This is a genomic window from Novosphingobium profundi (assembly GCF_020524485.1).
Taxonomy (GTDB): Bacteria; Pseudomonadota; Alphaproteobacteria; order Sphingomonadales; family Sphingomonadaceae; genus Novosphingobium; species Novosphingobium profundi_A.
In genome coordinates, this window is sequence record NZ_JAIVLF010000005.1 from 94950 (window position 1) to 106804 (window position 11855).

Below are 11855 nucleotides of genomic sequence, written 5' to 3' on the forward strand. Positions count from 1 at the left end.
AATGACGCCCCTTCGCGCCTCTTCGAACACCGCTGCCATGGCAGGTGACAGGGGCCGGACACAGACCTCTCTGGACTGTGTCACCTGTGTCAACCTGACTGTCACCCTCCCTGTAACCCACCCCGCGCCAAGGACCCTCTCGTGAGCTCATCACTTAGCCACATCGACACGGACGGAACCGCGCGCATGGTCGATGTCGGCGCCAAGGCCGAGACCCGCCGCCTCGCGGTCGCCAGCGGCACGATCACCATGACCCGCGAGGCGCTGGGCGCCGTACGCGCGGGCGATGCCCCCAAGGGCGACGTTCTGGGCACCGCGCGCATCGCCGGGATCCTCGCGGCCAAGAAGACCGCCGATCTCATCCCGATGTGCCACCCCCTCCCCCTCGATGCGGTGAACCTCGATTTCAGCTTCGAGAACGAGGAAGAGTTCACCGGCGCCATCCGCGCCACCGCGACCGCCTCGATCACCGGCAAGACCGGCATCGAGATGGAGGCGATCACCGCCGTCTCGATTGCGCTCGTCACCATCTACGACATGGCCAAGGCGCTCGATAAGGGCATGGTCATCTCCGACATCCGCCTCGTCGAGAAGCAGGGCGGCAAATCGGGCCACTGGAAGGCGCAAGGCTGGGTATGAGCACCGCGACCTCTCCCGACACGCCCGTCATGACGCCCCCGATCCCGCTCGAAGAAGCGCAGCGCCGCCTCCTCGCACTTGCCGACCCGATGCGCCGCGAACATGTCGACATGGCCGGTGCCATCGGGCGTTATCTTGCCGAGCCCCTGCTCGCGCGCCGCACCCAGCCCGCCGGGCACCTTTCCGCCATGGACGGCTACGCGGTCACCGATGGCGATCTTGCCGGCCCCTGGACCATCGTGGGCGAAAGCGCGGCCGGGCACCCCTTCGAAGGCCGCATGGCGCGCGGCGAAGCCGTGCGCATCTCCACGGGCGCCCTGCTCCCGTGCGATGCCGCCGGGGTCATCGTGCAGGAAGACCTCGCGCGCAGCGACACGGCACTCACGCTCACCGGCACAGGCCCCAGCCCGCAGGATCGCCACGTACGCCGCCTCGGCTCGGACTTCGTGGCTGGCAAGGAGGTTCTGCCCGCCGGAACCCGCATCGGCCCCGCCCAGATCGCGCTCGCGGTCTCGGCCGGCCACCGGCACCTGCCCGTATTCCGCGCGCCGCAAGTCGCGATCATCGACAGCGGCGATGAGCTTTCCTCCGACCCAGAGAACTGCGCCACGCACCAGATCCCGGCCAGCAATGGCGCCATGCTGGAGGCAATGGTCGCCGGGCTCGCGGTCCAGACACGGCGCATCGGACCGGTCGGCGACACGCTCGACGCGCTCCTATCCGCCTTTGACGAGGCCGCCCACGCCGACGTCATTGTCACCAGCGGCGGCGCGTCCGTTGGCGACCATGACCTCATCCGCCCCGCGCTCGAAGCCTGGGGCGCGAAGCTCGACTTCTGGCGCATCGCGATCAAGCCGGGCAAGCCGCTCCTCGTCGCCACCCGCCCCCGCTCGCAGCGCCGCCAGATCATCATTGGATTGCCCGGAAATCCGGTGTCTGCGCTCGTCACCGGCTACCACTTCCTGCTCCCGCTGCTGCGCCGCCTGATGGGCGCACTCGATCCTGCTCCGATGGCTGTCACCACCCGTCTCGACGGCGACCTGCCGGCCACCGGCGCACGCCGCGAATTCCTGCGTGGCATCTGGAACGGGGAATGCGTGCGGGCCGTGCGCGTCCAGGACAGCGGGGCCCTCGGCGCTCTTGCTGGCAGTAACGTCCTCATCGACCGTCCTGCGAACGGACCGGAAACACCTTCCGGCGCAAACGTGCGCATCTACATACTCCAGAATGGCGGTATCGCTTGACGTGGGAAATTCTGTTGCTTAATTGTTCTCAGAATGTTCACAAGTGGAACATCCAGAAGAACAGCTGATGCGCGGGAAGCCAAATTTCCGTGTGCGGCACGCGCAGGAAAGAGGCAGCGAACATGTTGACCCGCAAGCAGCACGAATTGCTCCGGTTCATCCAGACCCGGCTTGACGAAACCGGCATTTCGCCCAGCTTCGAAGAGATGAAGGACGCGCTGGACCTCAAGTCCAAGTCGGGCGTGCACCGCCTGATCTCCGCGCTGGAGGAACGCGGCTTCATTCGCCGCCTGCCCAACCGTGCCCGCGCTCTCGAAGTGCTGCGCCGCGCCGACGAAGGCGGCCAGACAACGGCTCCGGCTGCCAACTCAAACGTCGTACCCTTCGCCAGGCCCGAAGCCGCCGCTCCTGCCCCTGCGGCGGATGTGATCGAGATTCCCTTGCACGGGCGCATCGCCGCAGGCGTCCCGATCGAGGCGCTCGAAGATCAGGCGATCCTTCCCGTGCCCGCCGCGCTTCTGGGCGCGGGTGAACACTACGCGCTGGAGGTTTCCGGCGATTCGATGATTGAAGCGGGCATTCTCGACGGCGACTTCGCCCTCGTGAAACGCACCGAGATCGCCAACGATGGCGAAATCGTGGTCGCCCTCGTCCGCGGGGAAGAGGCGACGCTCAAGTACCTGCGCCGTGAAAACGGCATGATCCGCCTTGACCCGGCCAACGCGGCCTATGAACCGCAGATCTATGCGGCCGACGAAATCAAGGTGCAGGGTAAGCTCGCAGGCCTCCTGCGTCGCTACTTCCATTGAGCCGACCGGACCGCAGCGCCCCGCGCTAACGATCCGGGGACATCGATGAGGGCATGGGCGGGATGAGGTCCTTCAGGGACATCTCGCCTTTGCGTCCATGCCACCATCCATGCATCCCCTGCCCTTGGGCGACATTGCGCACCGCGCCGCGCGACAGATCGACACTCAGGCCTCCCGTCTGGCTGAGCGTTCCCCGGTCAGCCTTGAACCAGCGCGGTCGGCATGCCCGCGGCAGCCAGCGATCCGAGATAACGATGTCAGCCCGGTCGCAGGCGGCGGCCAGTTCCCTCTCGGGTACGATGTCCCGGCTCCTTGACAACAGGACATTGGCTGCGCGCTCCCGCACCTGCAACGTGATCGAACAGAAATCGGCATTGCAGCGCGCGCTCGGATGATCGGGAAGGTAGATCGCCTCCCCACGCAGCCCCGCATTTTCCTGAAAATTGTCGCGCACGTAATCGCTGCGCGTGTCGCGCAGCAGCAGCAGCCTTGGCGCATCACGCCCGGCCGTCCGCTCCACGACGCCTACGTTGCGGCCATCCCCGGCGATCAGCAGATCAGGCGGCGACTGATTATAAAGGATAAGAGAGCCCACAAGGCAGGGAAGAACACCCAGCAGGCGCACCTTTCCGACCAACAGCGCCAACCAGAAACCTCCGACAAGGAACAGCGTGAAGGCCGCCTCGCCCATGCCCGGCACCAGCGTCACCGCCCCCGGCTGCGCCGAGACCCAGTGCGCCAGTCCCAGCACCGCATTGATGGTCCATCCCACAAGGCCCCAGAGCGGCCCGCCAAGGGACACGACATCGGCTGCCAAGGCCAGGACCACCCCGGGCATGATTACGAAGGTCGTCAACGGGATTGCCACGAGATTGGCCAATGAACCGTAGAGCCCGGCCTTGTGAAAGTGGAACAGCGCAATCGGCATCAGGGCAAGCTCGATCACCAGCCCGGTCAGCATGAGCATGCCGAACCAGCGCAGGCCGCGCATCCAAGGGGATTCTTCACGCGGACCTAGGAAATTGCGCACGGGCGCGCAGGACGACAGGGCCACGATGGCGAGGACAGCGGCAAAGCTCATCTGGAAGCTCGGCCCCACCACGGCTTCAGGCCATAGAAGCATCACGGCGAATGCCGCCATTGCCAGGATGCGCAAGGACAACGCCTCACGGCCCAGTGCCAGAGCACCAAGCACGAGCAGCGCCGCGATACACGAACGAACCGTTGGGACCTGCCCGCCAGTCAGCAGTGTATATCCAATCCCCCCCAGCGCCGCGAGCCCGGAGGCCAGTATCGGCAGACGAACCCGCAGGGCCAAGGCGGGCCACAAGGCGAGCGCCCGAACGGACAGGACATAGATCAGGCCGATGACGGCCGTCACGTGAAGCCCGCTTATGGCCAACAGGTGCGCCAGGCCGGAATCGCGCATGGCCTGCGCATCGTCTGCCTTGATGCCTCCCCGATCCCCGGTGACGAGCGCCACGGCAATGCCATTCGCCCGCTCATCAACCTGCTCGCGGACATGCCCGGCCAGTCGGCGCCGAAAGCGTGCCAACGGCGCTTCCCCTCCTGCCGCTGGCTCCAGGACGGTGACGGGCTTCAGAATCGTTCCTGAACCGGCAAGTCCGGCGAACCAGGCCGTTCTTGCAAAATTATAACCACCCGGAAGCAGCGGCGCGGCCGGCGGCATGATCCGCGCCTCGAACTGGATGAGACTGCCCTCACCGATCTCCGCCGGTCGGACAGATTCGCCATCGGACAGCTCATCCGGCAGGTTGAGGCGGATCTTGAGAGCCCGCCCGCTTGCCGGATCGCGCGTGGCAACCACCAACCGGCGCCGCGATTGGGCCGATTGTGGCTCCACCGCGAGCACCCTCCCGGTGAAGGCTCCATACAAAGGCCGCTCGATGGGAGGTGTCCCCACCATCATGGAGCGCCCCCAGATCAGGACGCAGCCCCCGGCGACCATCAGGGGCACCCAAAAAAAAGCTTGCGAGACAGTTTGAAACGCACCACATCGCCGCCAGCAAACTCGGGTCGCCAAGCTTGCTGCACAGCACAACGCAATGAGGCCTGCCCATTGGGACGGCTTCGGAAGCGCAAACCATGCCGCGATGCCGGTCCCGAAAGCCACGGAAAGCCAGGGGACACGATCGCGACACGATTGCGAAAGAAATCCTTCGATTGCCGCCAAAGCACTCGACAAGTTGCGTTCGCTGTTCCATTGCCGACCCCGCAATGCAGCGTCTCCGGACATGATGTCCGGGCCCACAATTTTACCGGGTCGGGTGACCTCGATCGCCATGCCCGGAATAGGACAGAAGGTGATTGGAATGGCAAGTGGAAGTGCAACGAGCGGATCGAGCGGCACCAAGGCCGTCGTTACGCGCTTTGCTCCCTCGCCGACCGGCTTTCTGCATATCGGCGGTGCCCGCACCGCGTTGTTCAACTGGCTCTTTGCCCGCCACCATGGTGGCAAGTACCTCCTGCGCGTTGAGGACACCGACCGTGCCCGCTCGACCGACGCGGCGATCGAGGCCATCTTCGACGGCCTGTCCTGGCTGGGGCTGAACGGTGATGAGGAGCCCGTCTTCCAGTTCGCCCGTTCCGAGCGTCACGCCGAAGTCGCCGCGAAACTGCTGGAGGCAGGCCAGGCCTATCGCTGCTATCTGACCAGCGAGCAGCTCGCCGAACGCCGACAGAAGGCACAGGACGAACGTCGTCCTTTCCGCCTCGACAGCGAGTGGCGCGACGCCGACGCTTCGCAGTGGCCCGACAATCAACCCTACGTGGTGCGCGTCAAGGCCCCGCGCGAGGGTGAGACCACTATCGACGACCAGGTGCAGGGTCCGATCACGGTCCAGAACCGTGAGCTCGACGATTTCGTCATACTGCGCTCGGACGGTACGCCGACCTACATGCTGGCCGTGGTTGTCGACGACCGCGACATGGGCGTGACCCACGTCATTCGCGGCGATGATCATATCAACAACGCGTTTCGCCAGCTGGTGATCCTGCGCGCGATGAACGCGATCGAGGGAGGCTGGGAAGACCCGGTCTACGCCCACATTCCGCTCATTCACGGCGCCGATGGTGCCAAGCTTTCCAAGCGCCACGGTGCGCTCGGTGTCGATGCCTATCGCGACGAGATGGGCCTCCTGCCCGATGCGGTCTTCAACTACCTGTTGCGCCTCGGTTGGGGCCACGGCGATGAGGAAATCATCAGCCGCGAGCAGGCTGTCGAATGGTTCGACATCACCAATGTCAACAAGGGCGCCTCGCGGTTCGACCTCGCGAAGCTGCAAAATCTCAACGGTCACTACCTGCGCGAAGCGAGCGACGAATATCTCGCCGATCTCGTTCTGCCGCGGCTTGTCGCTGCCGGATACCCGGACGCCGACAAGGCCCTGCTGGCGCGCGCCATGGCCGAACTGAAGGTCCGTGCGAAGGACCTCAACGATCTTGCAGAAGGCGCTGTTTTCCTTTTTGCCAAACGTCCTCTCACTATGACCGAGAAGGCGCAGAAGCTCCTGACCGACGAGGCGCGCGAGCGCCTGGCCGCGATCCACGAGCGTCTGAGCGGGGAGCCCGAATGGACCCTTGAGGCTTTGGAAGCCAACCTGAAGGCAATGGCCGCAGAGCTCGAACTGGGCCTCGGCAAGCTCGCACAACCCCTGCGGGCGGCCCTGACGGGTCAGACAACGTCGCCAGGGATTTTTGACGTATTGGTACTTCTTGGCCGGGACGAAAGTCTCGCGCGCATCGCTGCGCAGGCCGGGGAGCATACCGAGACACAAGCATAAGGAGTAAGAACTGGTGGGTGATCAGGTTAAACTGAGCGCGGACGGCGCGGATTTGGAATACCCCGTCCTCAAGGGCAGCGTGGGCCCGGAAGTCATCGACATCCGCAAGCTCTACGGCCAGACCGGTAAGTTCACCTTCGACCCCGGCTTCACGTCGACGGCAAGCTGCGAATCCGCGCTGACCTACATCGACGGTGGCGAGGGCGTCCTGCTGCACCGCGGCTACCCGATCGGCCAGCTCGCCGAGAGCTCCTCGTTCATGGAAGTCAGCTACCTGCTGCTGAACGGCGAACTGCCGAGCCAGGACGAGCTCTCGAACTTCGAGTACACGATCAGCCGTCACACGATGATCCACGAGCAGCTGCGTCACTTCTACCAGGGCTTCCGCCGTGACGCGCACCCGATGGCTATCATGTGCGGCATCGTCGGCGCCCTGTCGGCGTTCTACCACGACTCGACCGACATCACCGACCCCGAGCAGCGCAAGATCGCCAGCCATCGCCTGATCGCGAAGATGCCGACGATCGCGGCGGCTGCCTACAAGTACTCGGTCGGTCAGCCGATGCTCTACCCGGACAACAACCTGTCCTACACGGGCAACTTCCTGCGCATGACCTTCGGCGTTCCCGCCGAGGAATACGAAGTGATCCCCGCCGTCGAGAAGGCGATGGACCGCATCTTCATCCTGCACGCCGACCACGAGCAGAACGCGTCGACCTCGACCGTGCGTCTCGCCGGTTCGTCGGGCGCCAACCCGTTCGCGTGCATCGCGGCCGGTATCGCCTGCCTGTGGGGCCCTGCCCATGGCGGCGCGAACGAAGCGTGCCTCAACATGCTCCGTGAAATCGGCACCCCCGACCGCATTCCGCACTACATCGAACGCGCCAAGGACAAGAACGACCCGTTCCGTCTCATGGGCTTCGGTCACCGCGTGTACAAGAACTACGACCCGCGTGCGACGGTCATGCAGTCGACCGTGCGCGAAGTCTTCGAAGCACTCAACGTTCAGGACCCGCTCTTCGAGACCGCCATGCGCCTCGAGGAAATCGCCCTCAACGACCCGTACTTCATCGAGAAGAAGCTCTTCCCGAATGTCGACTTCTACTCGGGCGTCGTGCTTTCGGCGATCGGCTTCCCGACCGACATGTTCACCGTGCTCTTCGCCCTTGCCCGCACCGTGGGCTGGGTTGCGCAGTGGAACGAAATGATCTCGGATCCCGGCCAGCGCATCGGCCGTCCGCGTCAGCTCTACACCGGCCCGACGCAGCGCGACTACGTGCCGCTCAGCCAGCGTTGAGCAGACGGTCAGGATCTGACCATCTGAACGAAGAGGCCTCCGCGAAAGCGGGGGCCTTTTTCGTTGGCTTCATGTCTTTTGTGGAAGAGCGCGCAGATCCGCTCAGCGCCACCTCGTGCGGCAGCGCCGTCAGGGCGCGTCCGGATCTGCGGGCACGGTCAGAATGAAGCGCGCCCCCCGCCCCGGTTCGCTCTCGACCGTGAGATCGCCGCCCATCGCCCGGGCGAGGCGGCGTGAGATAAACAGGCCAAGGCCCGATCCACCATCGCCCACGCGCCCGAGACGCTCGAACTTGTCGAATACGCGCGCCTGCTGCTCGGGCGAGATACCTGGCCCCTCGTCGGCCACTATAACCCGTGCGTTCGCCCCCTCGCCTTCCAGACGTATCCAAATCTGCGAACCTTCCGGGGAATAGCGGATCGCATTGCCGATGAGGTTCAGAAGAACCTGAAGAACCCGCCGAAATTCCGCGATGGCCGGCAATGTCTCGCCGGGCTCGGGTGCGATCAGCGCGATACTCTTTTCCCGGGCCCGCACATTGAGGATGCCCGCCGCCTGGCGCGAGACTTCGCCTAGGTCAATCTGATCGGGCGCGGTCTGGAAATCGCGGGACTCGACAACTTCCAGGTCCGAAAGATCGTCGAGCAGGTCGAGCAGAAGCTGCCCGGCGCTCGAAATTTCACTGGCATAGCCCGCATAGGCATCGGGCAAGGGGCCGGCCATGCGCGTGCGAATGGTTTCGGCATTGGCAATGATACGGGCGATGGGCTGGCGCAGAACCGGGGCCAGTTCCTGCCCGACCAACCCCCGCCGATTGCTCGGCAGCGCCGCGCCTCCCACCGAAGCCGCTGCCGTGGGAGCCGGAACATCCGAAAGCAGCAGGAGTTCGAAGCCCGCCGGATCAAAGCCCGGCTGCATCGCGGGGAGCAGGCGCACCTGAAACGGGCGCGAGGAGGCTGGCACGATCACCCGGCTGCCATCGAGCAGCCGCCAGTGCAGCGGTTGATGGTGGGTGACATTTTCGGGGGGCAGGAAATCAGTCCAGAGCCGTCCAATGCCGTTTTCCATGGCCGCGGCAAGCTCGCGCAATTCCGCGCTTTCCGTCTCCACAGCAAGAATACGCTGCCCCGCGTCCAGGCGCGCGGTCAGCTCGGCCAGGTGGCGGTCGGTCGCGGCTCGCCGTGCCTCGCTCGCCGTGGAATCCTCGGCAGGCTGGGGGGCGCTGCGCCAATTGCGAATTCGGATCTCGCAGCCCTGCCCACCGTCGCGCGGTTCGGCTTCCACCCAGGCCGTGACGACCTCTCCGCCATCATGCGCGGACACGGCGCGGGCGAGCCGAAAGCCATAGCGCCTGGCCTTACGCACCAGTTCCATCAATTCGGGAACGGCGATGGGCCCCGGCAGCTGTCCGCCGCAACGAAGGTGCAAACCAGCCAGCGGCTCATCAGCGCTCAGCAGGCAATCCTGGGCATCGCTTTGCCCGCGCGCGAGGATGGTCCCGTCAGAACGCATCGGCGCGCGCCCCAACCGAATTGAGAATGGCCGCCGCGCGATCCGCACCGATGCTGCCAAAGCCTTCGGGAAGCAGGACATCGGGATGCAGGGCCAGAAACTCCTGCTCGATTGCCCCGGTTTTCAGCCCGGCGGCCCGAAGCGAGAGGGCCAGTCGCGCCATCTGCCCCTCGTGTGTCGAGAAGATAACGTGATCGCGCTCCTGTCCCGAGGCGATACCAAGGGCACTCAGGAAAAGGGCCAGTCCCGCGCTGCAGACGGACAGGGCCGCGTGCGCACCCCCGCCCAGGGCCAGGATCAGCTGCGCGGCCAGCCCGATACGGGACGCCCCTTCATCGAAGCGCGCCCGCACTTCAGCAGCCGCCCGCTCGCAGTCCGCAGTCCAGCGCGGATTCTCCCCGTCCAGCTGGACCAGGGTCATCAATGTGGCATGAAGAAGCTCGCCCGGAAGTTCGGTAAGCGGCAATCGCATGCGCCGCTGCGCCTGCCCCCACCGCGCCTGCGCGGCGAGGAAGCGCATGGCCGTGTCTTGAGTTTCCGGGTCGTTCGAGGAGATCAGGGCCTGAAGCAGGGGCGGTACGACGGGGTCGAGAGCATGGCGTGCCTGGAGGCGTTCGGTCAGCTGCCATTCGAGCGCGAGCCCGTGCAGGTGCGTAAGCAACTGCGGATTATCGATGAGAGCCTGCCCCAGAAGGGCCGTCTGCGATCCGTCATCCGCCAGCGCGTCAGGATCGCTTCGGCAGGACGTGAGCGCAGCCATGAGCTGGCCCGCCAGATCTCCCACCATGCCGCGAACACGTGCAAGGATCTCATCGCTGAAAACCGAGTTATCCTGGGCACTTATGAGGTGCCTGAGAATGGGCAACATCGTTTGCGCCGAGGCATCGCCTCGCGCAAGTTCCTCACCCATCATGCTTTCCAGCTGACGGGCCCCATCCCTGAAGGCTGCCTGGTCGTTCATGCCATGTGCCTAAACCGGCCTTGGTTAAATCGAGGTTATACTCCCGTCCGTTTTGCCAGGACAAGTTCGGCCACGAGAATAGACAGGGCAAGGACCTGGACGACGCCGAGAACCTGTCCAAAGGTCGCGCCCAGGGCGAGGAGCAAGGCCAGCACGGCACGGTCACTGATGAGAGCACCGGCCCATCCCCCCAGGATCCGTGGCGCCAGAGAAATGACGAGGAAAAGCGACAGCGGCGCATAGAGCCAGTGCAGGACGTCTTGGCCCGGCAGACGCTCGGCCGCAAGCAGAACGAGACCGGCCAAGACAACATCGACCAGCCAGACCATCGCGTCCGCCCGCTCGATCGCCGGAACAGCTTCGCCCAGCGGCCTGCGCTCGGCGGCCCGCACCTTGCGCCCGCCCTCGATGATTATCCAGGCCAGTCCGGCCACGAAAAAGCCCGCTCCCGGCAAGCCGAACCATCCCAGCAGGCCACCCAGTGCGAGAAGGACCAGCGCCGCTGCACTGACGACGTTGCTCGCACGGCCGACCTGAAGCAACGTCGCTCCGAACGCGACCGCACCATACTGGGCCAGGAGCCTGCCCGGAGACTGTCCGCGACTGGCCGTAAAATGCCGGTGCAGCCACTCCTCCTCCAGGCCGATCGCATCGGCTTCACAGGTGACAAGCCGCCAGTTCGCACCTCCGCACACAGCGGCCGGCACATCGCGCATGGGCGTACCGGCTTGCAGGGCAAGGCGCGTCAGGATCGAGATCGTATCACTTTCCTCGGGCACTTCGCGCAATCTTTCCACTACGCCTCCCGGCAATCGCATCAGCCCCGCGGCGCAACGATTGAGGTCGATCCGTTCGTATCCGGCGGTCCGGGCGCCTTCGACAGGCTGCACCAGAACGCAGCTGCGAATGTCATCCAGAAGCGGGAGAGCCACGTCCGGATCAACGAACAAGCCGTCGGTGATGACGAACAGTTCGTCGGCTTCCCCTACCTGGGCGGGTACGTCATGCGGCCCGGAAACGATCCTGAACTGCACGCCTGCATCCTGGGCAGCGCGCTCCAGATCCTGGACCTCCGACGAACCGCCTGCAGCAAGGCACACGATGCGATGGCACTTCAAGGCAAGAACAAGGCCAAGCTGGTGCCTCGCCAGACTTGCTCCAGCCACCCGCAGACCGGCGCGCGGCGGGGTCTGGCCGGCACCGGTTGGCTCCGTCATCGATAACAAGGCTATGCGCAGAACACTCACTCCACCGAGGGCGTCCTTCTAGGCCCGGTACCGCCCGGTGCCAAGCGTCAGGCGGCATTACGAATCGGGAAAACGCTGCAAATAGTCACGTAGACGCCGCAGGACCGCTGGCTCACCCGGAGCTGCATCCAGCGCCTCGAGCGCCAGAACGTGCAGCTCACCGGAATGAAAACTTGCAGCAAGCCCCTGCAAACGGGTTGCCGCGAGCGTCCAATTCCCGTCGCACCGGGACCGCGCCAGGAGATCCACCTGACGCGATACACTTTCTCGATAGGACTGGCGCAACTGTGCCAGCAGCTCAGGATCCCCTCCCGCCGCCGCTGCGAACGTTGCTTCCAAGGCT

The 11855-nt window shown here is 65.1% G+C and carries 10 protein-coding genes; 5 read left to right on the top strand and 5 right to left on the bottom strand.

Features of this window, described 5'->3' with window-relative positions:
• Positions 1 to 141: 141 nt before the first annotated feature.
• From moaC to lexA, 3 genes are all read left to right on the top strand, one after another.
• Entirely contained in the window at positions 142 to 639 is a 498-nt protein-coding gene (gene moaC, locus LC060_RS14335; RefSeq protein WP_226636721.1) for a cyclic pyranopterin monophosphate synthase MoaC, read from the top strand.
• Entirely contained in the window at positions 636 to 1883 is a 1248-nt protein-coding gene (locus LC060_RS14340; RefSeq protein WP_226636723.1) for a molybdopterin molybdotransferase MoeA, read from the top strand. Before moaC ends, LC060_RS14340 begins: the two co-directional genes overlap by 4 nt.
• Before the next feature lie 122 nt (positions 1884 to 2005).
• Positions 2006 to 2692, top strand: coding sequence for a transcriptional repressor LexA (gene lexA / locus LC060_RS14345; protein ID WP_226636725.1), 687 nt, complete (start codon positions 2006 to 2008; stop codon positions 2690 to 2692).
• Between the two features lie 25 nt (positions 2693 to 2717).
• On the opposite strand, the gene LC060_RS14350 is transcribed toward lexA, so the two are convergent.
• Positions 2718 to 5063 carry a ComEC/Rec2 family competence protein gene (locus tag LC060_RS14350; RefSeq protein WP_226637440.1) on the bottom strand — a complete coding sequence of 782 codons (2346 nt, stop codon included), beginning with the start codon at positions 5061 to 5063 and terminating at the stop codon, positions 2718 to 2720.
• Between LC060_RS14350 and gltX the strand changes: the two genes are divergently transcribed.
• Entirely contained in the window at positions 5026 to 6495 is a 1470-nt protein-coding gene (gene gltX, locus LC060_RS14355; RefSeq protein ID WP_226636727.1) for a glutamate--tRNA ligase, read from the top strand. The genes LC060_RS14350 and gltX overlap by 38 nt on opposite strands.
• Before the next feature lie 13 nt (positions 6496 to 6508).
• Positions 6509 to 7792 (top strand): citrate synthase, encoded by a 1284-nt coding sequence (locus LC060_RS14360; protein ID WP_039393269.1) that lies wholly within the window; start codon positions 6509 to 6511, stop codon positions 7790 to 7792.
• 129 nt (positions 7793 to 7921) lie between these two features.
• Here LC060_RS14360 and LC060_RS14365 read toward each other — a convergent pair whose 3' ends face one another.
• The 4 genes from LC060_RS14365 to LC060_RS14380 are packed head-to-tail and all read right to left on the bottom strand — an operon-like array spanning position 7922 to position 11851.
• Positions 7922 to 9304 carry a sensor histidine kinase gene (locus LC060_RS14365; protein ID WP_226636729.1) on the bottom strand — a complete coding sequence of 461 codons (1383 nt, stop codon included), beginning with the start codon at positions 9302 to 9304 and terminating at the stop codon, positions 7922 to 7924.
• Complete coding sequence (locus LC060_RS14370; RefSeq protein WP_226636731.1) at positions 9294 to 10265, bottom strand: hypothetical protein; 972 nt, start codon at positions 10263 to 10265, stop codon at positions 9294 to 9296. The genes LC060_RS14365 and LC060_RS14370 overlap by 11 nt, the downstream gene beginning before the upstream one ends.
• 35 nt (positions 10266 to 10300) lie before the next feature.
• Positions 10301 to 11512: a hypothetical protein gene (locus LC060_RS14375; protein WP_226636733.1), complete on the bottom strand. Its 1212-nt coding sequence runs from the start codon at positions 11510 to 11512 to the stop codon at positions 10301 to 10303.
• A 57-nt stretch (positions 11513 to 11569) separates the two neighbouring features.
• Positions 11570 to 11851: an Hpt domain-containing protein gene (locus tag LC060_RS14380; RefSeq protein WP_413465123.1), complete on the bottom strand. Its 282-nt coding sequence runs from the start codon at positions 11849 to 11851 to the stop codon at positions 11570 to 11572.
• Positions 11852 to 11855: the final 4 nt, after the last annotated feature.

What these genes read in the sequence shown, in the direction of transcription:
- LC060_RS14340 (WP_226636723.1), top strand. Translation starts at nt 636, where the DNA reads ATGAGCACCGCGACCTCTCCCGACACGCCCGTCATGACGCCCCCGATC.
- lexA (WP_226636725.1), top strand. Translation starts at nt 2,006, where the DNA reads ATGTTGACCCGCAAGCAGCACGAATTGCTCCGGTTCATCCAGACCCGG.
- gltX (WP_226636727.1), top strand. Translation starts at nt 5,026, where the DNA reads ATGGCAAGTGGAAGTGCAACGAGCGGATCGAGCGGCACCAAGGCCGTC.
- LC060_RS14365 (WP_226636729.1), bottom strand. Translation starts at nt 9,304, where the DNA reads ATGCGTTCTGACGGGACCATCCTCGCGCGCGGGCAAAGCGATGCCCAG.
- LC060_RS14370 (WP_226636731.1), bottom strand. Translation starts at nt 10,265, where the DNA reads ATGAACGACCAGGCAGCCTTCAGGGATGGGGCCCGTCAGCTGGAAAGC.